The 20,293-nt window shown below is 62.4% G+C and carries 20 protein-coding genes; 12 read left to right on the top strand and 8 right to left on the bottom strand.

What is annotated here, in order from left to right; translation table 11 throughout:
- Positions 1 to 17: 17 nt before the first annotated feature.
- Positions 18 to 1,391, bottom strand: a complete 1,374-nt coding sequence (locus ACR0IR_RS15940) for a WecB/TagA/CpsF family glycosyltransferase (protein WP_170365785.1) — start codon at positions 1,389 to 1,391, stop codon at positions 18 to 20.
- Between the two features lie 253 nt (positions 1,392 to 1,644).
- Here ACR0IR_RS15940 and ACR0IR_RS15935 point away from each other — a divergent pair, with 253 nt between their 5' ends.
- The 3 genes from ACR0IR_RS15935 (at position 1,645) to ACR0IR_RS15925 (ending at position 5,136) form a co-directional block, all read left to right on the top strand.
- Positions 1,645 to 2,259, top strand: a complete 615-nt coding sequence (locus tag ACR0IR_RS15935; protein ID WP_170341595.1) for a response regulator transcription factor — start codon at positions 1,645 to 1,647, stop codon at positions 2,257 to 2,259.
- 115 nt (positions 2,260 to 2,374) lie between these two features.
- On the top strand, positions 2,375 to 3,856 hold the full coding sequence (locus ACR0IR_RS15930; protein WP_170365784.1) for a GumC domain-containing protein: 1,482 nt from the start codon (positions 2,375 to 2,377) through the stop codon (positions 3,854 to 3,856).
- The gene (locus ACR0IR_RS15925; protein WP_170365782.1) at positions 3,853 to 5,136 is read left to right on the top strand and encodes an O-antigen ligase domain-containing protein; all 1,284 of its coding nucleotides are present in this window, start codon (positions 3,853 to 3,855) and stop codon (positions 5,134 to 5,136) included. The genes ACR0IR_RS15930 and ACR0IR_RS15925 overlap by 4 nt, the downstream gene beginning before the upstream one ends.
- On the opposite strand, the gene phoB is transcribed toward ACR0IR_RS15925, so the two are convergent.
- The 6 genes from phoB to ACR0IR_RS15895 all read right to left on the bottom strand — a co-directional run bounded on the left by phoB (position 5,121) and on the right by ACR0IR_RS15895 (position 11,142).
- Positions 5,121 to 5,804, bottom strand: coding sequence for a phosphate regulon transcriptional regulator PhoB (phoB, locus tag ACR0IR_RS15920; RefSeq protein ID WP_170341606.1), 684 nt, complete (start codon positions 5,802 to 5,804; stop codon positions 5,121 to 5,123). The genes ACR0IR_RS15925 and phoB overlap by 16 nt on opposite strands.
- A complete protein-coding gene (phoU, locus tag ACR0IR_RS15915; protein ID WP_244952437.1) occupies positions 5,804 to 6,532 on the bottom strand; it encodes a phosphate signaling complex protein PhoU in 729 nt (242 codons plus the stop codon). The genes phoB and phoU overlap by 1 nt, the downstream gene beginning before the upstream one ends.
- A complete protein-coding gene (gene pstB, locus ACR0IR_RS15910) occupies positions 6,529 to 7,326 on the bottom strand; it encodes a phosphate ABC transporter ATP-binding protein PstB (RefSeq protein ID WP_170365781.1) in 798 nt (265 codons plus the stop codon). The genes phoU and pstB overlap by 4 nt, the downstream gene beginning before the upstream one ends.
- Positions 7,327 to 7,345: 19 nt before the next feature.
- The gene (gene pstA, locus ACR0IR_RS15905; RefSeq protein WP_170341579.1) at positions 7,346 to 8,650 is read right to left on the bottom strand and encodes a phosphate ABC transporter permease PstA; all 1,305 of its coding nucleotides are present in this window, start codon (positions 8,648 to 8,650) and stop codon (positions 7,346 to 7,348) included.
- A gap of 11 nt (positions 8,651 to 8,661) precedes the next feature.
- On the bottom strand, positions 8,662 to 10,038 hold the full coding sequence (gene pstC / locus ACR0IR_RS15900) for a phosphate ABC transporter permease subunit PstC (protein ID WP_254432953.1): 1,377 nt from the start codon (positions 10,036 to 10,038) through the stop codon (positions 8,662 to 8,664).
- A 66-nt stretch (positions 10,039 to 10,104) separates the two neighbouring features.
- Positions 10,105 to 11,142 (bottom strand): substrate-binding domain-containing protein, encoded by a 1,038-nt coding sequence (locus ACR0IR_RS15895; RefSeq protein WP_170365778.1) that lies wholly within the window; start codon positions 11,140 to 11,142, stop codon positions 10,105 to 10,107.
- A 303-nt stretch (positions 11,143 to 11,445) separates the two neighbouring features.
- Here ACR0IR_RS15895 and ACR0IR_RS15890 point away from each other — a divergent pair, with 303 nt between their 5' ends.
- On the top strand, positions 11,446 to 12,108 hold the full coding sequence (locus ACR0IR_RS15890) for a L,D-transpeptidase (RefSeq protein ID WP_093963303.1): 663 nt from the start codon (positions 11,446 to 11,448) through the stop codon (positions 12,106 to 12,108).
- 4 nt (positions 12,109 to 12,112) lie between these two features.
- On the opposite strand, the gene ACR0IR_RS15885 is transcribed toward ACR0IR_RS15890, so the two are convergent.
- Complete coding sequence (locus ACR0IR_RS15885; RefSeq protein WP_170341585.1) at positions 12,113 to 12,385, bottom strand: hypothetical protein; 273 nt, start codon at positions 12,383 to 12,385, stop codon at positions 12,113 to 12,115.
- A gap of 249 nt (positions 12,386 to 12,634) precedes the next feature.
- Here ACR0IR_RS15885 and ACR0IR_RS15880 point away from each other — a divergent pair, with 249 nt between their 5' ends.
- The 8 genes from ACR0IR_RS15880 to ACR0IR_RS15845 all read left to right on the top strand — a co-directional run bounded on the left by ACR0IR_RS15880 (position 12,635) and on the right by ACR0IR_RS15845 (position 20,243).
- Complete coding sequence (locus ACR0IR_RS15880) at positions 12,635 to 15,145, top strand: heavy metal translocating P-type ATPase (protein WP_170365777.1); 2,511 nt, start codon at positions 12,635 to 12,637, stop codon at positions 15,143 to 15,145.
- Between the two features lie 13 nt (positions 15,146 to 15,158).
- Entirely contained in the window at positions 15,159 to 15,545 is a 387-nt protein-coding gene (cueR, locus tag ACR0IR_RS15875) for a Cu(I)-responsive transcriptional regulator (RefSeq protein WP_170359527.1), read from the top strand.
- 177 nt (positions 15,546 to 15,722) lie between these two features.
- On the top strand, positions 15,723 to 16,388 hold the full coding sequence (locus ACR0IR_RS15870; protein WP_170365775.1) for a Crp/Fnr family transcriptional regulator: 666 nt from the start codon (positions 15,723 to 15,725) through the stop codon (positions 16,386 to 16,388).
- Between the two features lie 96 nt (positions 16,389 to 16,484).
- Entirely contained in the window at positions 16,485 to 16,700 is a 216-nt protein-coding gene (locus ACR0IR_RS15865) for a YgaP family membrane protein (RefSeq protein ID WP_170365774.1), read from the top strand.
- A gap of 1 nt (position 16,701) precedes the next feature.
- Positions 16,702 to 17,133 (top strand): YeeE/YedE family protein, encoded by a 432-nt coding sequence (locus ACR0IR_RS15860; RefSeq protein WP_170365772.1) that lies wholly within the window; start codon positions 16,702 to 16,704, stop codon positions 17,131 to 17,133.
- Between the two features lie 4 nt (positions 17,134 to 17,137).
- Entirely contained in the window at positions 17,138 to 17,575 is a 438-nt protein-coding gene (locus ACR0IR_RS15855) for a DUF6691 family protein (RefSeq protein ID WP_170365771.1), read from the top strand.
- A gap of 85 nt (positions 17,576 to 17,660) precedes the next feature.
- Positions 17,661 to 18,545: an MBL fold metallo-hydrolase gene (locus ACR0IR_RS15850; protein WP_170366116.1), complete on the top strand. Its 885-nt coding sequence runs from the start codon at positions 17,661 to 17,663 to the stop codon at positions 18,543 to 18,545.
- 15 nt (positions 18,546 to 18,560) lie between these two features.
- A complete protein-coding gene (locus tag ACR0IR_RS15845; RefSeq protein ID WP_170365770.1) occupies positions 18,561 to 20,243 on the top strand; it encodes a bifunctional protein tyrosine phosphatase family protein/NAD(P)/FAD-dependent oxidoreductase in 1,683 nt (560 codons plus the stop codon).
- The last annotated feature ends 50 nt before the right edge of the window (positions 20,244 to 20,293 follow it).

The following is a 20,293-nucleotide window of genomic DNA, read 5'->3' as shown; positions in this document are numbered from 1 at the left end:
ATTCTCCTTGGGTTTTCTCAGTAGGCGCCGCGGCCGGACACGACGGCCCGCACGGTCATGGCAATCAGCATCAGATCCAGAAGGGCCGAGCGGGACCGCACATAGGCCGTGTCCAGGTCGATCATCCGGTCAAAGTCGATGGCAGCCCGGCCCGACACCTGCCAGAGGCCGGTGATCCCGGGGCGGACGGCCAGGCGTTCAAGCGCGCGGGGCGGGTATTTGGCGACCTCCTCGGGCAGGGCAGGGCGCGGTCCGACGATCGACATGTCGCCCTTCAACACGTTGAGGATCTGCGGCAACTCATCCAGCGAAAAGCGGCGCAGAACCTTGCCCACCCGTGTGACACGCGGATCGTGACGGGCCTTGAAGCACACGCCTGCGCGGTCGGACTGCGCCAGGAGGCTTGCCCTTTGCGCTTCGGCGTCTGTGGTCATCGAGCGGAACTTGTAGACGGTGAAAGGCACCCCGTTCCTTCCCACCCGTGTCTGCCGGAACAGGGCCGGGCCGCGGCTGTCCAGCCGGACAAGGGCGGCAATGGCCAGCATCGGCAGGGCCAGAACCGTCATGGCCGCCAGCGCGACGGTCAGGTCAAGAATACGGCTGGGCGTCAGCCCGCCAAGAACCTGGGCGACGCACCGTCCCAGAAATTCGAAATTTCCGATCAGATAGCGGCGGGCCATGCGGCGTGGCTCCATCGCCAACCGCCACGCCCATTCCATCCGAACCCGCCGTACGATCCCGGGCGCCCGCCGGACGTTGCCCGCCAGAAAGTCGAACAACGCGCCGACACCCAGCACCAGGTTCGGGTTCAGCCGTGCGCGGTGCCGCGCAATCCACAGTTCTTGCAACGGAACGCCCATGGCCACCAGCAGGATGTCTGCGCCGGACTGGTTGATCTCGTCCAAGGCTTCGTCCGTCCGTTCGATGCCCCCAAACCCGTCGCGGCAACCGGCAATCCTCAGGCCGGGCGCCATGTCTTGCAGGCGCGCTGCCGCGGCCTGTGCGGTGCCGGGCGTTCCGCCCAGCAGATAGACCGTCTGGCCCAGCTTGGCCGCGCGCCGGACCAGGCGCGGGACAAAGTCGGTTCCGTTCAAGTTCTCGGCCAGGTGTTCGCCCTGCATCGCGGCGGCAAGCTCGACCCCGATCCCGTCGGGCAGGACGAGGTCGGCTTGCGTCAGGGCTGCTCGATATTGGTCATTCTTTGCCCGGACATTTGCGCAATGGGCGTTCAGGAAAAAGACGGTCCGGCGGTGACCATCCAAAAGCGTGGTGATGACCGGCCCGGATTCTGCATTCACCACCGGTTGCCCGAGGATTTCGGTGATCGGCAGCGCGGTGCCGGGCGTGGTGTGTGCGCCGTCGAAAAGGGCGTGAGCGGCTTGAAAGTGCATGGAACTCTCCGAACATGAACTGAACTGTTGCTCTGAACCTGCCCGCTGTGCCGGGACCGCAACAGACGAGCATCGGGAGAGCACGCGGAGAAATCGGCTGACTGACACGGCCCGGATGCGGCACCGCGCGGACATCCGGCCAGCTGCGCCTATCCGATCGGGTATCTGCCTGTCCGTTCGGCAGGCTTCACCGCCAATCATCAATGGTTTATTAACCTTTTCAGGTCTGGGTGGAGGCACATGGAGTTCATTGATGAAAGTTCTTATCGCCGACGATCACGAACTGGTTCTGGACACGCTCGTCGCCTTTATCGAGGCCGCGGGCGGGATCGAGCCCACCACCGCGCCGGATTTTGCGACCGCAAAGGCCAAGATCGAATCCGAAGGTCCGTTTGATCTGGTTCTGCTGGATCTGAACATGCCCGGCATGAACGGGCTGAGCGGGTTGGAAACCTGCATTGGCATGGATCGCGCGCGGCATGTGGCGCTGTTCACCGGCGATGCCTCGCGCGATCTGGCTGAACGTGCGCTCGAGCTGGGGGCAGCCGGGTTCGTGCCCAAGACCCTGCCGGCCAAGTCTCTGGTAAACGCCATCCGTTTCATGGCCATGGGTGAGCAATATCTGCCCGTCGGTTTCATGAGCGCCGAGCAACCGAACGACACCCACCCGATGGCCAAGAAACTGACCGAGCGCGAGCGCCAGGTCCTCAAAGGTCTGACCGAGGGCAAGTCGAACAAGGAGATCGCCCGCGATCTGGACCTGTCCGAGCCCACGATCAAGCTGCATGTGAAAACGCTGTACCGCAAAGTGGGTGTCAGCAACCGTACTCAGGCCGCGATGGCCGCGCGCGAGGCGGGCCTGTTCTGACCCGCGCCCATCCTTTCGGATAGGGGGCCTGTCCCAACCCGCCCCGGCCTAACCCCTTGCGCAGCGGACAGCCCAAGCCGCATCCGTATATCAATCCTGTAAGAGAGGATTTGATATGCCGAACCAGATTTCCGACAACCAACAAACGCTTGCGCCAAACCGCCCTTGGGACTGGGCGCGCATCAGCCGCACGGACATCCGGTCGCTGGGATGGCGCCGCGTTCTCAAGGGCGGGCGGCTGACCGATGCGGGACGGCTGCCGCGATACGTTGCGTTGTTTCTTCTGGGATCCAGCTGCATCTGGGCCCCGATCAGCGGGTATCTGGCAACCGCGCCGGTCAAATACGCATCCCACGCCTCGTTGATCCTGCCGGGGTCGGGTGCGTCGGCCTCGGTTAATCTGGCCAATATCGGGCAGGCCTCGTCCTACGCCAATTCGGCCTTTGCCAACGGCTCGATCAGCCCCACCGAAACCTACAAGCGGCTGTTGTCGGCCGATCGCATTCTGGATGCGGCCGCACGCGCCGTCGGAGCCGAGCGCGATGCGTTCGGCAAGCCGCGCATCCGCCTGGTGGACCAGACCAGCCTGATCCATATCGAAATGGAGGCCGCCAGCCCGGGGGACGCGCAACGCCACGGCGATGCCCTTGTCGCTGCGTTCTTTGCCGAGATCGACGCCTTGCGCGCGGACGAGATCGCCACGCGCGAAGCCAGCAACAGTGGCGCAATCGACGAGTATCAGCGCTCGGTTCGTGAAACCCGCGCTGCGATCGAGCAGTTGCAGCGGCAGAGCGGGCTGCTCTCGGCCGCCCAATACCGTGAGCAGGTGGCCGCCAATGACCGCGCGCGCCAGACGCTGCGGGCCGAGGAAAGCACACTGGCGCGCCAGGCCGAGCGCGTCGCGGCGCTTGAGACTGCGCTGGATCTGCCGCCGGATGCCGCCGCGGTGACGCTGAAGCTGTACGCCGACGCGCAATATATGTCGTTGCTCAAGGATGTTTCGGCCGGCGCGGCCAAGCTGGCGCAGGCCGATGCCAATTACGGGCCGCGCCATCCGGTCTATCGCGCAGCGCGGGACGAATATGAAGGCGCACGGAAGGTTGCCGTCCAACGCGCGGCCGAGGTGACCGGCCTGTCGGTCGAACAGCTCTCGGGTCTGGACCGCGCCCCCGAGGGAGAGCGTGCGCAGTTGCTCAGCGAGCTTGTCCGCGAAAACGCCCTGCGCGCGGGGCAGGAAAAGCACGTAAAAACTCTCGCCGCACAGGTCGCGGCCGAAACTGCGCGCCTGTCCGCGCTGGCGCCGGCGGCCGCTGAACTTGAAGACCGTCAAAGGGATTTTGCCGTGGCCGAAGCCGTCTTTGCCTCGGCCATCGCCCGGTCGGAATCGAAAAAGACCGATGTCTATGCCTCGTACCCGCTGATCCAGGTGCTGGAGAATCCGTCGCTGCCGGACCGGCCGTCTTCACCCAACAAGAAGCTGTCGATCGCGGCCGGGATTGCCGCGACGTTGATGCTTTTGATCGGGCTGACGCTGGCATGGGTTCGCAACCCGCTGATCTCGCGGCTGTTGAAAGACACAGGCGAGACCCCGGCATGACCGAGGCCGCGCCGCAGAACCCGGCCGAGCGGCTTGTCTGGCGCGCGCTGGTCTGGACATGGCCGTTCTATGCCATCGGCGCGCTCTATGTCGTCGGGCCGGTACTGGGATGGTCCCTGGCGGGGTTGGCGGCCCTGGCTTTGTATCTGGGGCCGGCGATCCGTCCGGACCTGCGGGCCACCGGGCCGGTTCCGGCGCTGGCTTGGCTGTGGATGGCCGGCATGTTGTTGATGCTGTTTGCACTGTGGGCCGGCCATCTGGATTGGGGGCTGGGGCTGGGCAAGACCATCAAGTCCTCGATCGGCTGGGCCAAGGGCTGGGCGCTTATTCCATTGTTCATTCTGGCCGGGGCCGTGCTGCCGATCCGGCGAGAGGTTCTGGTGCGAGGCCAGTGCAAGCTGGGGCTGTGGACCCTGTGCCTTGCGCCCCCGCTGTTGGCTGCACCTTATCTGGGCCTGCCCAGCCAGATCTTCACCTCACCGCTCAAGGCGGTCGGTGGGCCGGGCCCCGAGTATTTCTCGGTCTATCTCTACACAATCGACCCGGCCAGTTGGACGCCCCGGTGGCAGTTCTTCGCGCCGTGGTCACCATTTGCCGCCTTGCTGGGGGTATGCATGGTCCTGTTCGCGCTCGAAGAACGGCACCGGGGATGGATGGCCGTCGGGCTGAGCGCGGGTATTCTCATGATCTTGGCGTCGAAATCCCGCATGGGGCTGGTCGGGCTGGTGGCCTGCACGCTGGGGCCACGCCTCTTGCCGCTGGTGGCGCGCAGCATCGGATGGTTTCTGGTGTCGGCCGTGGCGACGGCGTCCGCGGCGTGGGGGGCCGCCGCGATCGATCTTGGCAACCAGGCACTGCAGAATTTCAAATCGGCCCGCGCCGACAGCACCCGCGTGCGCGAAACCCTGCAACGCATCGCCTATGAGCGCTGGCAATCAGACGCGGTGCTGTTTGGTCACGGAACCGTTAAGCCCGGTGCGCATTTGGTCGAGTACATGCCCATCGGAAGCCACCACACCTGGTACGGGCTTCTGTTCGTCAAGGGCATCACCGGCTTCGTGGCGTTTCTTGTCCCCTTCGCCGTGCATCTCGGCGTGGTGATCACCGACGCGGTCCGCTCGGCGCGCGGACGCTTGCCGCTGGGCCTGCTGATGACCCTGCTGCTGCTAACCTTCGGCGAAAACATCGAGATCGAGGCCTATCTGCTCTGGCCGGCGCTCCTGATGCTAGGGTGCCACCTGCGCGAAATGGCAGAGGTCCGGGCTCAGCCGAGCGCGTAACCGGCCCCGCGCACGGTGCGAATCGGATCATCCCCCCCACGCACGGTCAAAGCTTTACGCAAACGCCCGATGTGCACGTCGACGGTCCGGGTATCCACGTAGATGTCGCGCCCCCAGACCCGGTCGAGCAATTGCTCGCGGCTCCAGACCCGGCCCGGCTTTTCCATGAAGGTCGACAGCAACCGAAACTCGGTCGGGCCCAGCTTGATGTCCTCGTCCGCACGGGTCACGCGATGCGTCTCGGCATCCAGGACGATGTCATCGTATTCCAACCGCTCGCCCACGGCTGCGGGGCGGGTCCTCCGGAACTGGGATTTGACCCGGGCCATCAGTTCGATCACCGAATAAGGCTTGGTGACATAGTCGTCGGCACCTGTCTCAAGCCCGCGCACCTTGTCGACCTCTTCGGATTTTGCCGAGAGCATGATCACCGGAATGGCACGGGTCGCGGCCGTCATCTTCAGTTGGCGGCAAATCTCGATCCCGGAAACGCCGGGCAGCATCCAGTCCAGCAGGATCAGATCGGGCGGCACTTCCTTGATCTGCAACAGCGCCTCGTCACCGGTTTCGGCCTGGCGCACGTCAAAGCCTTCGGCCTCGAGGTTGTAGCAGATGATCTCGCGCTGCGCGGGCTCGTCTTCGACGACAAGGATCGATGGCGTTGGCATCACAAGACCTCGGTGGTTTCCGTTGGTGTCTTGTCGAGGCGCGGGCGGTCATCATCAGGCAACTGCCCACTGACAAGGTAGATGGTCTGCTCCGCGATCCCGGTAGCGTGATCACCGATCCGCTCGAGGTTTTTGGCCACGAAATGCAGATGCATGCCCGGGGTGATATTGCCCGGGTTCTCCATCATATGGGTCAGCAGAGCGCGAAACACGTTATTGTACATCGCATCCACATCAGCGTCACGTTCACGAATGGCCTGGGCCTTGTCCGCGTCCCGCTGGATGAAGCAATCCAGGGCATCCGCAATCATGCTCTGCACCAGCTGGGCCTGACGCGCTATGGCCGATTTGACTTCGTCCAAACTCGCCGAGTCCGCCAGGGTCACGGCACGCTTGGCGATGTTTTTTGCATGGTCCCCACTGCGCTCGAGCTGGTTGGCGATGGTGAAGGTCGCCAGGACCACGCGCAGGTCGATGGCCGTAGGCGCACGCCGCGCGATGATGTTAGCGCTGTCGTTCTTGACCATCTCTTCCAACTCGTCGATGGCGCGATCGGCCTTGACGGTGCGCGCGGCGAGTTCGACATCCTTGTCGCACAGTGCCCGGATCGCGTCCGACAGGCAGCTCTCGACCAACCCACCCATGCGCATCAGGTGCGCCTGAACGGACTCGAGTTCCTGATCAAAAGATCGGACGATGTGCTTGTCCTTCATGGCGTCCTGGGTCATCCGATTCTCCCGGTGATGTAGGATTCCGTGCGCGGGTCTTCGGGATTGGTGAAGATGTGCCCCGTGTCCCCGTATTCCACCAAGCTGCCGAGGTGGAAGAACGCCGTTTTCTGGCTGACCCGAGCCGCCTGCTGCATCGAGTGCGTGACGATCACTACCGAGAAGTTCAGCTTCAACTCGTCAATCAGTTCCTCGACCTGGGCGGTCGCGATTGGATCCAAAGCCGAGCACGGCTCGTCCATCAACAGGACCTCGGGTTCAGTGGCAACCGCGCGCGCGATGCAAAGGCGCTGCTGCTGACCGCCGGACAAGCCGGTGCCGGGCTCGTGCAGGCGATCCTTCACCTCATCCCAGATGGCCCCCCGGCGCAAGGATTTCTCAACGATGTCATCCAGATCGGCTTTTGTTCTGGCCAGCCCGTGGATCCGGGGACCATAGGCTACGTTGTCGTAGATCGACTTGGGGAACGGGTTCGGCTTTTGGAACACCATACCCACCTTGGCACGCAGCTGCACCGGGTCGATCCGTTTGTCGTAGATGTCTTCGTTGTCGATCCGGATGTCACCTTCGACCCGGCAGACGTCAATCGTGTCGTTCATCCGGTTCAGGCAGCGCAGGAACGTGGACTTGCCGCATCCGGACGGGCCGATGAAAGCGGTTACCGTCTTGTCGAGAATGTCGACCGATACGTCCTTGATTGCCTGGTTGTCGCCGTAAAAGACCTGGACGCCCTTCGCCTGAATTTTGATGGCGTCGACGGCGGCACTCGGCTCGATCTTGCTCATGTCGTTCATCATGATGACCCCTTTGCGCTTACCAGCTGCGCTCGAATTTGTTGCGAAGATAGATCGCGATTGCATTCATCGTGACCAGGAACCCCAGCAGCACCAGGATCGCGGCCGAGGTCCGGCTGACGAAGCCGCGCTCGGGGCTGTCAGCCCAGATGAAGATCTGCGTGGGTAGGGCGGTGGCACTGTCGAACGGGCCAGCCGGGGCCGAGGTGATGAACGCGTTCATCCCGATCAGCAGCAACGGAGCAGTTTCCCCCAAGGCCTGCGCCAGCCCGATGATCGTACCGGTCAGGATGCCGGGCATCGCCAGCGGCAGCACATGACCGAACACCACCTGGTGCTTGGACGCACCGATGCCCAGGGCCGCCTCGCGGATCGACGGCGGCACGGCCTTGAGCGCCGCGCGGGTGGCGATGATGATCGTCGGCATGGTCATCAGCGCCAGCGTCATGCCACCCACGAACGGGGCCGAGCGCGGTAGCCCGAACCAGCCGATGAACACCGCCAGCGCCAACAGGCCGAAAACGACCGACGGCACCGCGGCCAGGTTGTTGATGTTGACCTCGATGAAGTCACTGACCTTGTTCTTGGGCGCGAATTCCTCAAGGTAGATCGCCGCGCCGATGCCCAGCGGGAAGGAAATCACGAAACACACGAACAGCGCCCAGAACGACCCGATCAGCGCGCCCTTCAGGCCCGCCAATTCGGGGAACCGGCTGTCGGCATTGGTGACCAGGCCGGTGTTCAGCGGCTTGCTGATCACGCCTTCGGCCTTGAGCTGATCGAACCACGCAATCTCGGCATCGTTCAAGCGGCGGTTCTGTTCGGGCGTGTCGCGGTCGATGGTGCCCTTGTTCAGTTGGTCATACGGGTCAGATACCGGCACGGTCATCGTGATGGTCTGACCAATCAGCGCAGGGTCGGCCACCACCCGGTCGCGCAGATCAAACTGCGCTCCGTTGGACAGAATGCCTGACAGGGCCTTTCGGGTAGCCCGATCGCTGGTGTCCACCTCGGGCAGCAACTCGGACAGCGAGGCTTGCAACACGTCCTTGAAACCGCCCCGCGGCAGCTTTTCGGGCTCGATCTCCTCGGGGTCGACATAGACCTCGAGCGTGATCTTGGTCTGGGTGAACGCCTGGTATCCGGATGACACCAGCGAGGCCACCAGGATGAACAGCATCAGAAATGCAAACCCAATCGCGCCCAGGCCAAGGCCCTGCAGTATCTTCTGCTTGCGGTTGCGGCGGGCTAGGCCGGCGCGCACGGCGTCGGCGGTGTCTCCGCCTTTGGGCGAATTGTTTTGTCCTGCGGTCAGGTCAGCCATGATTCTTGGCCTCAGTCATAGGCTTCGCGGTACTTGCGCACGATGCGCAGCGCGAAGACGTTGATGATCAGGGTGACGACGAACAGCATCATGCCCAAGGCAAAGGCTGCCAGCGTCTTGGGGTTGTCGAACGAGGTGTCGCCGATCAGAAGCGTGACGATCTGCACGGTCACCGTGGTCACGCTGTCCAGCGGGTTGATGGTCAGCGAGGCGATCAGGCCCGCCGCCATCACCACGATCATGGTTTCCCCGATCGCGCGGCTGACGGCCAACAGGATGCCACCGACAATGCCGGGAATGGCGGCGGGGAACAGCACGTTCAGAACCGTCTCGGCCCGTGTCGCACCCAGCGCCAGTGCTCCGTCACGCAGAGATTTCGGCACGGCTGACAGGGCGTCGTCGGTAAAGGACGAGATAAACGGGATCAGCATGATGCCCATCACGCTGCCTGCGGCCAGCGCCGTGTTGGGCGAAACCGGAATGCCCAGTGAGGCTCCGAAACTGCGCATGGCCGGGGCCACGACCAGGATCGCGAAAAAGCCATAGACCACGGTCGGCACGCCGGCCAGAATCTCCAGCACTGGCTTGGCCACCGCCCGCAAGCGGTCGGGCGCGAATTCGTTCAGGTAGATGGCCGACAGCAGGCCCACCGGCACCGCCAGGAACAACGCGACCACGGTAATGACGATCGTGCCGAGGATGACCGGAAGCCAGCCAAAGGCACCTTCGGCCGCAATCTGGTCCTCGCGCAGAGGAATCTGCGGTTCCCAGTTCAGCCCGAAGAAGAACTCGGTGATCGGCACCATCTCGAAAAAGCGGATGGATTCGAACAGCAGCGCGGCAATGATGCCGACGGTCGTAAAGATGGCGACGGTCGAGCAGAAAATCATTAGGCCGGAAACGATGCGTTCCACACTGTGGCGGGCGCGGAATTCGACGCCGACACGCGACCGGGCAAATGCCACGATGGCCAGTGACAGAATGACAACGATCGACAGCAGAACCCATCCCGACATCTGATGCAGTTCAAGATACCGCTGGGCTGCGTCCGTCTTCCACTGTTCCGGCTCGCCGAAAATCTGACCGCGCGAGATCGACTTGATCTCGGCCAGCACCAGCTGGCGCCCGCCAGTGTCCAATCCGTCAAGGCTGCCGGCAGGCAGGCCCGACATGACCACATGGTCGATCACCGGCCCCTGCAAGATCAGCCAAAGTACGATCAGCACAAAGACTGGAACCAGCGTGGACAGAAAAGAAAACAGCCCGTGATAGCCGGGCAGGGAGTGCAGGGACGTCCCATCTGCGCGCAGACCGGCCGCAGCCCGTCTGTTCAGCAAATATCCAAGGATACTGACGCCCAACAGCGCCGCAAACACGAAAGTAGTCATCTGCCCCCCAGGCACAAAAATGGGCTGCCCGGTTTCGCGGCCGGACAGCCCTGTTAATTGCAAGTCTTACGACTTGGGTTCCATGTTCTGGCCGTCCAGGATTGCATCCTGCAGCTCTTCACGGCGCTCGTCGGACAGGCCAACCAGACCACGTTCGGCCAGGTAGCCGTCGGATGCCAAAGCATCATCCGACATGTATTCTTCCAGGAACTCATCCAGGTTCGGGATCACGCCGCGATGCGCGTTCTTCACATAGAAGTACAGCGGGCGGGACACCGGATAGGATTTGTCGGCGATGGTATCGGCATTCGGCTCGACGCCTTCGATCGTGACCGGCTTCAGCTTGTCCAGGTTCTCGTACAGGAACGAGTAGCCGAAGATGCCTACGGCGTTCGGGTCCGCCTCGAGGCGCTGAACGATCAGGTTGTCATTCTCGCCCGCTTCGACGAAGGGCCCGTCGGTGCGCATGCGCGAGCAGTTTTCCTTGACCCATTTCTTGTCGAAATCACCATTCTTGACGAAGTCCAGCTCTTTGCAGCCTTCATGCATGGCCAGCTCGACGAACGCGTCGCGGGTGCCCGAGGTCGGCGGCGGTCCATAAGCCAGGATTTCCACGGCCGGCAGGTCGGGGTTGATTTCGTTCCAGGTCTTGTACGGGTTGTCCTTCCACTCGCCATCAACCGGCACCTGGGCGCCCAGGGCCATGTAGATGTCGGCCAGCGACAGGTCCCAACCCTGTTCATTACTGCGCGAGATGGCGATCGACAGGCCGTCGAAACCGATCAGAGCTTCGGAGATGTCGGTCACGCCGTTCTTTTGGCACAGCTCGTATTCCGAGGCCTTCATGGCACGCGATGCGCCGGTGATGTCGGCGGTGTTTTCGCCGATGCCTTCGCAGAAGATTTTCATGCCGCCGCCGGTACCGGTCGATTCGACGATGGGCGAAGCTGCGCCCGTGTTGTTGGCGAACTGCTCGGCCACGGCTTGGGTGTACGGGAATACGGTCGACGATCCGACGATACGGATGGCGTCGCGCGCCGAAGCAGCGGACGCGGCGATCGCGGTGATTGCCAGAACCGAAGCGGTCAGTTTGATGGTGGTCATGGTCACTCCTGAGAATCAGCTTTGGCCGCCCCCTGCGGCCTTGTTGAGTGCAGTAGTCCGGGCGTGCGAAGCTTATGTAACGCTTTCGTAACAGTTTTATGACAACCCACCCGGGGCGGTTCAAAAATTCGTCTGATCCAGATGCGCGGCTTTCGGCAACCGTTTGTGCACGACCTCAAAACACCAGTTGCGACAAGGTTTTGCGTCCAACGAACAAGTGAATGGACTCGGGGTCTGTTTCAGGGAATCGTTTAGTCCGATCTTTTTTCTTGCTGCCACGGCAAGGCGACTGGAGGTGCAGACATGCTGACCAGAAGACATTTTGTTGCGACTTCGCTTGCTGTTTTCTCGCAACCGATTCTCGGCGCGACATCGGCCGAAGCGTCGACCGCATCTCAATGGGCGGCTTGGGACAGGCAGGTGACACCGGCCAACTATGACCCGGCCACCTCGAACCCTTGGGGGCTGAATCCCCGGTTTCTGCCGCAACGGGTCGAAACCAACCGGTCGCTGGTGCCCGGTGACATTCACGTGGATGCCGTCGCGCGCTACCTGTATTTCATCGAAGAGGGCGGAACCGCGATGCGATACGGCGTGGCGATCGCCCGTGGCAATCTCTACGAACCCGGGACCTATACGATCCGGCGCAAAGCCAAATGGCCGCGTTGGACCCCGACCGCGGACATGATCAAACGTGATCCGCAGGACTATGCGCAGTTTGCCGACGGAATGCCCGGCGGACCCAACAACCCCTTGGGCGCACGCGCTTTCTACCTGTTTCAGGGCAATCGCGACACATATCTGCGCATCCACGGAACACCCTATTCCCGGTCTATCGGCGGGCGGGCAAGCTCAGGCTGTGTGCGCATGGTCATGGCCCATATTATTGGCCTGTATGACCGGGTGCAGCCGGGCGCGACGGCTCATCTATATCCACCCGAAAGATTTGCGACTGCCAGCAGCTGATCCGTCACGCCCGGGCGCAGATCGGGCGGCCATCGGCGGTTCTCAGCGGCAGGTATGTCGTTTCGACCGGACCCACGTAACGATACCAGTAACAACCGTCTTCGGGCATGATCCGAACGGCGGTCAGGTCCTGCCCCGGCGCGGCGATCTCGACCACGCCTTCGGGCACTTTGGCAAGATCACCGGGGGCTTTGTCGCCGGACATCGACGTGGTCTCGGTACAGGCGGCAATCAGGGACAGCGCGCACAGCCCAATCAATGCTTTCCTCGTTGTCATGCCGCACCTTTCCGATTCCCAAGTGATTCTCTTTGCGTGATACCTTCGCATCCAAGCGATCCCGCTTCAATTCACCAAGGATCCGTCGCCATCCATCGTTGCCCTGTTGCCGACGGAGCACAGCCGCAAACTGCTCTTGCCCTGAAGCGATGGTTTGCTTGGTGTGCTGGGGTATTCCGAAGAGGGACTTGACCTTCCACTTGCTGGAACCCTTATGTACAGGGTCGACCGAATAATCGTGGTGACGACATGGCCAATATTTCACATGCCAAATTTCAGGTTCAGGGGATGAGTTGCGCGTCTTGCGTGGCCCGGGTTGAGCGTGCGCTTAGCGCGGTTCCGGGTGTCGACTCGGCTGCCGTAAACCTGGCGAATGAGAGCGTCCAGGTCGATTTCCATGCTCCGGCTGATGTCAAATCCATCGCACAGGCGATGGAGGCGGCGGGCTATCCAGCCGTAACCGAGACCGTCACGCTCAACATCCAGGGCATGAGCTGTGCTTCATGCGTCGGCCGGGTCGAGAAGGCATTGCTTGCCGGGCAGGGGGTGCTGGCGGCGTCGGTCAACCTCGCCTCGGAAAGCGCGACCGTCGAGTTTGCAACGGGCGCGACGACACCTGAAGCCATTGCTGCACTGGCCAACGCGGCCGGGTACCCGGCGACGCCACGCAACTCGGCTCAGGCAGCGGCGCAGGATCGCAAAGCTGACGAAATCCGCAAACTGGCACTGCGAACGGGGTTTGCGGCAATCCTGGCTTTGCCGGTTTTCATCCTTGAAATGGGCGCGCATGTCATTCCCGGCATGCATCATCTGATTGCAAGCACCATCGGCCTGCAAGCCAGCCACTACATTCAGTTCGTCCTGGCGACACTGGTCCTGTTCGGGCCCGGTCTTCAATTCTACACCAAGGGCTTTCCAGCACTTGCCAAAGGCGCACCAGACATGAATTCGCTGGTCGCTTTGGGCACGTCGGCGGCTTATGGGTTCTCGCTGATCTCGACCTTTGCGCCCGAAATCCTTCCGGCCGGCACGGCCAATGTCTATTATGAGGCGGCCGCGGTCATCGTGGTTCTGATCCTGCTGGGCCGCTTCCTTGAAGCACGCGCCAAAGGCCGAACCGGCGAGGCGATCCGCAAGCTGGTCGGCCTGCAGGCCAAAACCGCGCGGGTCGAACGGGAGAACCGCATTGTCGAACTGCCCATTGATCAGATCGCAGTAGGCGATCTGGTTCATGTGCGGCCCGGCGAAAAGATCCCGGTCGATGGCTCAGTGCTGAGCGGCACTTCTTATGTCGACGAAAGCATGATCACGGGTGAGCCGGTTCCGGTCGAGAAATCCTCTGACGCAAACGTCGTAGGTGGCACCGTGAACGGTACCGGAGCATTGACCGTCCGCGCCGAAAAGATCGGAGCGGATACAATGCTGGCGCAGATCATTCAGATGGTCGAACAGGCTCAGGGCGCGAAGCTGCCCATTCAGGGCTTGGTTGACCGTATCACCCTTTGGTTTGTTCCCGCGGTGATCGCGGTGGCGGTCGCGACAGTCCTTGTTTGGTTGCTGTTCGGACCGGACCCGGCGCTCAGCATGGCTCTGGTTGCCGGGGTCGCGGTGCTGATCATTGCCTGCCCCTGCGCAATGGGTCTGGCTACGCCGACATCGATCATGGTGGGCACGGGGCGCGCTGCGGAAATGGGCGTTCTGTTCCGCAAGGGCGACGCGCTGCAGATGTTGCAGGAAACCACTGTTGTAGCGGTGGACAAGACCGGCACCCTGACCGAAGGCCGCCCGGAACTGACTGATCTTGTGGTCGCCCAAGGGCTGGATGCAGACACCGTCCTGCGCCTGGTCGCAGCCGTCGAAGCCACTTCGGAACATCCGATCGCCACCGCCATCGTGCGCGCGGCCGAGACACGCGGCCTGACTCTGCCGAAACCCGAGGATTTCAAGTCGATCACCGGCTATGGGGTTCAAGCGGTCGTCGAAGGGCACAGTATCCTTATCGGTGCCGATCGTCTGATGGAGCGTGAAGGCATCGACATCAGCGCGCTTTCAGATCACGGCGCGTCGCTGGCCGCCAAGGGCAGAACACCGCTCTACGCCGCAATCGACGGAACCGCTGCCGCCGCAATCGCGGTGGCCGACCCGATCAAGCCCAGCACACCGGAGGCCATCGAAGCCTTGCACGCGCTGGGGCTCAAAGTGGCGATGATCACGGGCGACAACAGGGCGACGGCCGATGCCATCGCAGCACAGCTTGGGATCGACACAGTCGTCGCCGAAGTCCTGCCCGAAGGCAAAGTCGCTGCACTGGAAAACCTGCGCGTGAACGGCGGCAAGTTGGCTTTTGTCGGTGATGGGATCAACGACGCTCCGGCGCTGGCGGCCGCGGATGTCGGCATTGCCATCGGCACCGGGACCGACGTTGCGATCGAGGCCGCAGACGTGGTGCTGATGTCGGGCGATCTGATCGGCGTGGTCAACGCCTTCGATATCAGCCAGCGCACCATGCGCAATATCCGGCAGAACCTGTTCTGGGCCTTTGGCTACAACACGCTGCTGATCCCGGTGGCCGCGGGAGTTCTCTATCCCTTTGGCGGACCCTTGCTGTCCCCGGTTTTGGCGGCTGGCGCCATGGCGCTGTCCAGCGTGTTTGTGCTGTCAAACGCACTGCGGCTTCGTTGGGTCAAGGCGGCCCGACCGCCGAGCGGATCCGACCGCAAACCGCAGACCATCGCACACGCACCCACACCCGCCGAATAGGAAAGGAGCCGCCATGAACATCGGGGACGTCGCCGAACGCTCGGGTTTGCCGGCCAAGACCATCCGGTATTATGAGGATATCGGTTTCATCAAACCCAGACGATCGACCAATGGATACCGCCATTTCGACGAGAAAGAACTGCACAAGCTGGCGTTCATCGGGCGCGCGCGGTCGCTGGGGTTCACCATCGAAGACTGCCGCTCGCTTCTGGCGCTGTACGAGGACAAGCACCGCGCCAGCGCGGACGTCAAGCGGATCGCCAAACAGAACCTCGAAGAGATCGATGCCAAGATCGAAGGCTTGAAAGCCATGCGCGAAACACTGTCGCACCTGATCCACGAATGCGCCGGAGATGACCGCCCGGATTGTCCGATCCTCAAGGATCTGGGTCGCGACTGACAGGGTGGACCCGAGGCACCTTCGGGCGCTTTCCCTTGATCGTGACCACGGTTCTGTCCTACGCCATGCGGCAGATGCACAGGATGCTCCGTTACTAACGTATCATCCGGGCCGGGCGAAAGACGGCAGAACCGTACTTATCTACGAGGGCTTTGGGCCACCCATGCAAGCAGCCACATGACAATCACTGACTGGACCCAGCGGTTCCACGGAACCAGCCACCTGCCCGATGCGGTCCGCGCCCGGTTGCGCGCGGCCGCGCGGATCGTGAAGTTCCCGAACGGGGCCCAGGTGTTCGGGCCCGACAATGTGCCGGACAGCCTCATGTTTCTGTACGAAGGCCGGATCCGCGTTTCACAAAGCTCGGATACGGGGCGCGAAATCGTCTTGTATCGGGTCGAAGCCGGCGAAAGCTGCGTGCTGACCACGGCATGTATGCTGGCCGAAGAGGCCTATAACGCCGAAGGCATTGCTGAAACAGATGTCACCGCGATCGTCCTGCCCAAGCCCGCCTTCGACCGCCTTGCCGCGGAAGAGGACGCGTTTCGCGATTTCGTGTTCCAGGCCTATTCCCGCCGATTGATCGACCTTCTGCGCGTGGTCGATGACGTCGCCTTCGGCCGGATCGATGTCCGGCTGGCGGAACGTCTGCTTGCATTGGCCGATCCCGCGAACGAGGTGCAGGCCACACATCAACAACTGGCCAGCGAACTGGGAACCGCGCGTGAAGTTGTCTCGCGGGTGCTGCACGACTTCCAGAAACGCGAGTTGGTTTCGCAATCTCGGGGCAAGATCACGCTCACCGACACACCGGCTTTGCAGGCTTTGGCGCACAGCACCTGATTTTTCGGGAATCTTTTCGGCTTTCGTGACATTGTCACTGAAGAGACGCTCCTGGCGTCATATATGCCATTCAGAAACCTGAATATGGAGGGCGATATGACCAACAACGTCGGAACGATCGACCGCACGCTGCGCGCGGCTCTTGGGTTGGTCCTGCTGTACCTTGCACTCTTCAGCGAGCTGGCCCTGTTCGCCGCACCCCTTTTCAAATATGGCGCTGTGATCGTCGGCATCATCATGCTGTTGACCGCGACCATGAAATTCTGCCCGGTGTACACGCTTTTGGGCATCAAAACCTGCAGGACCAGATAATATGGAAACCGTATTCACGCCTTTTGCATCCTTTGGCGGCGGCCTGCTGATAGGCTTGGGCGCAGTGTTGTTGATGTTGGGCCTCGGCCGCATCATGGGTGCCACCGGGATCATGTCCGGTCTGGTCTTTCCTGACAGCGGGTCCGAGTTTTCCTGGCGACTGGCGCTTGTTGCCGGAATGATCGTTGCGCCGGGTCTGATCTACGTGCTGACCGGCTCCATGCCGGCCATCGAGGTGCCGATCAGCCCGCTGATGATCGTGGTCGGCGGCGTCATCGTCGGTCTGGGCGCCAGCCTCGGCTCGGGGTGCACCTCGGGTCACGGAGTATGCGGCCTGTCGCGGTTGTCGACCCGGTCCCTGGTTGCCGTTCCGACCTTCATGGCAACTGCCGCCATCACGGTTTTCGTGATCCGCCACGTATTCGGAGGGTGAGGCAATGAAACTGTTCCATACGTTCCTGACCGGCCTTGTCTTCGGCACAGGCATCGCGATCTCGGGCATGATGAACCCGGCCAAGGTGTTGAACTTCTTCGATCTGGCCGGAACCTGGGACCCCAGCCTCGCCTTCGTTATGGGCGGGGCGCTGGTGGTGACATTCATCGGCTATCGCCTGATATGGCGACGCGCCGCGCCGCTTTTTGCGGACCGGTTCCAGATTCCGGGCGCAAAGCAAATCGACATGAAGCTTGTCGGCGGGTCAGCCTTGTTTGGCGTGGGCTGGGGCATCGCAGGATTCTGCCCGGGCGCGGCAATTCCGGCCTTGGGCACCGGACGGTGGGAGGTTCTGCTGTTTCTGGGCGCGGTCGCCGCCGGGCTGGCCCTGGCGCGCATTCTGCAAGGGCAACCATTGATTTCACGTTCGGCCAAGGCCTGAGCGTCAGAGAGGAGGCACGATCATGACCGACCAAAAGGCAATCGACACCCACAACCAGAAAATGGCTGACGCAATCGCGACACCGATTTCCGCGTATCCGGTGGATCTGAGCGTCAAACCCAAGGTTCAGGGCTTCTACGACGAGGCCACGGCTACGATCAGCTACATCGTTTCGGACCCGACATCCAACGCCTGCGCGATCATCGATAGCGTGATGGACATCGACTATGCCGCCGGTCGGATCACCTTCGAACATGCCGACCTGCTGATCGCCGAGATCGAAAAGCAGGGTCTGAAACTGGAGTGGATCATCGAGACCCACGCCCATGCCGACCACCTGTCGGCGGCGCCTTACATCCAGCAGAAGCTGGGCGGCAAGATCGGCATCGGCGAGAACATCAAGATCGTGCAGGAGGTCTTCGGCAAGATCTTCAACGAAGGCACCGAGTTCCAGCGTGACGGAAGTCAGTTCGATGCGCTGTTCACCGATGGCATGACCTACAAGATCGGCAACATGACCGCTTTCACCATGCACACACCGGGCCATACACCGGCCTGCATGGTGCATGTGGTCGGCGATGCGGCCTTTGTGGGTGACACGCTGTTCATGCCCGATGGCGGTTCGGCCCGAGCCGACTTTCCGGGCGGAGATGCGGGAACGCTTTATGACTCGATCCAGAAGGTACTGAGCCTGCCGGACGAAACCCGTCTGTTCATGTGCCACGATTACGGCCCCAACGGTCGCGACATCCGCTGGGAAACCACGGTGGCCGAGGAAAAGGCGCACAACATTCATGTGGGCGGCGGCAAGTCGCGGGACGAGTTCATCAAGATGCGCACCGAGCGTGACGCGACGCTGGCGATGCCGACCCTGATCATCCCGTCGATCCAGGTCAATATTCGGGCGGGTGATATCCCGACCGACAATGACGGCAACCAGATGCTCAAGGTTCCGGTCAACAAGATCTGACCGCAGGAGACAACAATGGAAATCCGAAAGATTTCGGGCGCACTCTCGGTGTCGCCACAAGTAACGCTTGCCGATATCCCGGCGATCAAGGCCGCGGGCTTCCGTGCCATCATCTGCAATCGCCCCGACGGTGAAGGGTCCGATCAACCGACATTCGAGGAGATCGAGGCCGCTGCAGAAAAGCTTGGCATCGAAGCCCGGTACGTTCCCGTCCAGACTGGCCTGGTTCGGGATGAGGACGCGAAGGCCTTCGGTCAAGCCCTGACCGAACTGCCAGGTCCGATCCTGGCCTATTGCCGGACGGGCACGCGCTCGGCCACGCTTTGGTCGCTGCACGAGGCCGCGCAGGGCCGAGCCTTGCCTGACATCCTGACCTCAACCAAGGCTGCCGGATATGACATGAGCGGCGTGGCCCGCCGCATCGCCAATGGCGGCAAGACTCCCACCGACACCGGCGACGCGTCCTTTGACGTGGTGATCGTGGGCGGCGGGGCAGGGGGCATCGCCACCGCCGCCAGCCTGCATGCGCGTAAATCCGACCTGTCGATTGCCATCATCGACCCGTCGGATGTGCACTATTATCAACCCGGCTGGACCCTGGTGGGCGGCGGCGTGTTCACGCCGGAACAGACGGCCAAGACCATGGGCGCGCTGATCCCGCGCGGGGTCAAATGGATCAAGGCCGCCGTGGCCGCGTTCGAGCCACAGAACAACGCCGTCATTCTGGATGGTTGCCGAGTGGTCAAATACGACCGTCTGGTGGTGACTCCGGGGCTCAAGCTGGACTGGGGTGCGGTCGAAGGGCTGGAGGAAACGCTGGGCCGCAACGGCGTGACCTCGAACTATCGCTATGACCTGGCGCCCTATACCTGGCAGTTAGTCGAAGGGCTGAAGGCGGGACGGGCGCTGTTCACCCAGCCGCCGATGCCGATCAAATGTGCGGGCGCGCCGCAAAAGGCGATGTATCTGTCGGGCGATGCGTGGGTCCGACGCGGGGTTCTGAAGGATATCGACATCCAGTTCATGAATGCGGGCGGGGTGCTGTTCGGGGTCAAGGACTATGTCCCGGCGCTGATGGAGTATGTCAGGAAATACGACGCCACGCTGAACTTCTTCCACAATCTGGTGGCGGTGGACGGGGCGGCGAAAACCGCCACGTTCAAGGTCGCCAAGCACGACGAGCAGCCCGAGCAGGTGACGGTCGAGTTCGACATAATGCATGTCTGCCCGCCGCAGGTGGCGCCGGACTTCATCCGGGTATCGCCGCTGGCAGATGCGGCGGGTTGGGTCGATGTGGATCAGTCCACGCTGCGCCACAAGAGCTTTGACAACATCTGGTCGCTGGGCGACGTGATGAACGCGCCGAACGCGAAAACCGCGGCCGCTGCCCGCAAGCAGGCGCCGGTGGTGGCCGACAACATCGTGGCCGATATCGAGGGCCGCGGCCCGGTGGCGGCCTATGACGGTTACGGCTCGTGCCCGTTGACGGTGGAACGCGGCAAGATCGTGCTGGCCGAGTTCGGCTATGGCGGTGTCCTGAAGCCCAGCTTCCCTAAGTTCCTGATCGACGGCACCAAACCCAGCCGCGCGGCCTGGGTCCTCAAGGAAAAGCTGCTGCCGCCGGTCTATTGGTCGGCGATGCTGAAGGGCAAGGAATGGATGGCCAAGCCCGAGCCGCTGAACGTGGCGGCCGAATAGGTCGCTAGGGCTTCTTGCCCTGCGCCATCCAACACCCGCCCTGTGCCCTC

The sequence above is a fragment of the Ruegeria sp. CF2 genome (assembly GCF_056537385.1).
The sequence above is the reverse complement of the archived record's forward strand: the minus strand, read 5'-3'. Positions and strand labels throughout refer to the sequence as shown.

What these genes read in the sequence shown, in the direction of transcription:
- ACR0IR_RS15885 (WP_170341585.1), bottom strand. Translation starts at nt 12,385, where the DNA reads ATGACAACGAGGAAAGCATTGATTGGGCTGTGCGCGCTGTCCCTGATT.
- ACR0IR_RS15935 (WP_170341595.1), top strand. Translation starts at nt 1,645, where the DNA reads ATGAAAGTTCTTATCGCCGACGATCACGAACTGGTTCTGGACACGCTC.
- pstB (WP_170365781.1), bottom strand. Translation starts at nt 7,326, where the DNA reads ATGAACGACATGAGCAAGATCGAGCCGAGTGCCGCCGTCGACGCCATC.
- ACR0IR_RS15860 (WP_170365772.1), top strand. Translation starts at nt 16,702, where the DNA reads ATGGAAACCGTATTCACGCCTTTTGCATCCTTTGGCGGCGGCCTGCTG.
- phoB (WP_170341606.1), bottom strand. Translation starts at nt 5,804, where the DNA reads ATGCCAACGCCATCGATCCTTGTCGTCGAAGACGAGCCCGCGCAGCGC.
- ACR0IR_RS15870 (WP_170365775.1), top strand. Translation starts at nt 15,723, where the DNA reads ATGACAATCACTGACTGGACCCAGCGGTTCCACGGAACCAGCCACCTG.
- pstA (WP_170341579.1), bottom strand. Translation starts at nt 8,650, where the DNA reads ATGGCTGACCTGACCGCAGGACAAAACAATTCGCCCAAAGGCGGAGAC.
- ACR0IR_RS15930 (WP_170365784.1), top strand. Translation starts at nt 2,375, where the DNA reads ATGCCGAACCAGATTTCCGACAACCAACAAACGCTTGCGCCAAACCGC.
- ACR0IR_RS15880 (WP_170365777.1), top strand. Translation starts at nt 12,635, where the DNA reads ATGGCCAATATTTCACATGCCAAATTTCAGGTTCAGGGGATGAGTTGC.
- phoU (WP_244952437.1), bottom strand. Translation starts at nt 6,532, where the DNA reads ATGACCCAGGACGCCATGAAGGACAAGCACATCGTCCGATCTTTTGAT.
- ACR0IR_RS15940 (WP_170365785.1), bottom strand. Translation starts at nt 1,391, where the DNA reads ATGCACTTTCAAGCCGCTCACGCCCTTTTCGACGGCGCACACACCACG.
- ACR0IR_RS15855 (WP_170365771.1), top strand. Translation starts at nt 17,138, where the DNA reads ATGAAACTGTTCCATACGTTCCTGACCGGCCTTGTCTTCGGCACAGGC.
- pstC (WP_254432953.1), bottom strand. Translation starts at nt 10,038, where the DNA reads ATGACTACTTTCGTGTTTGCGGCGCTGTTGGGCGTCAGTATCCTTGGA.
- ACR0IR_RS15865 (WP_170365774.1), top strand. Translation starts at nt 16,485, where the DNA reads ATGACCAACAACGTCGGAACGATCGACCGCACGCTGCGCGCGGCTCTT.
- cueR (WP_170359527.1), top strand. Translation starts at nt 15,159, where the DNA reads ATGAACATCGGGGACGTCGCCGAACGCTCGGGTTTGCCGGCCAAGACC.
- ACR0IR_RS15890 (WP_093963303.1), top strand. Translation starts at nt 11,446, where the DNA reads ATGCTGACCAGAAGACATTTTGTTGCGACTTCGCTTGCTGTTTTCTCG.
- ACR0IR_RS15845 (WP_170365770.1), top strand. Translation starts at nt 18,561, where the DNA reads ATGGAAATCCGAAAGATTTCGGGCGCACTCTCGGTGTCGCCACAAGTA.
- ACR0IR_RS15895 (WP_170365778.1), bottom strand. Translation starts at nt 11,142, where the DNA reads ATGACCACCATCAAACTGACCGCTTCGGTTCTGGCAATCACCGCGATC.
- ACR0IR_RS15925 (WP_170365782.1), top strand. Translation starts at nt 3,853, where the DNA reads ATGACCGAGGCCGCGCCGCAGAACCCGGCCGAGCGGCTTGTCTGGCGC.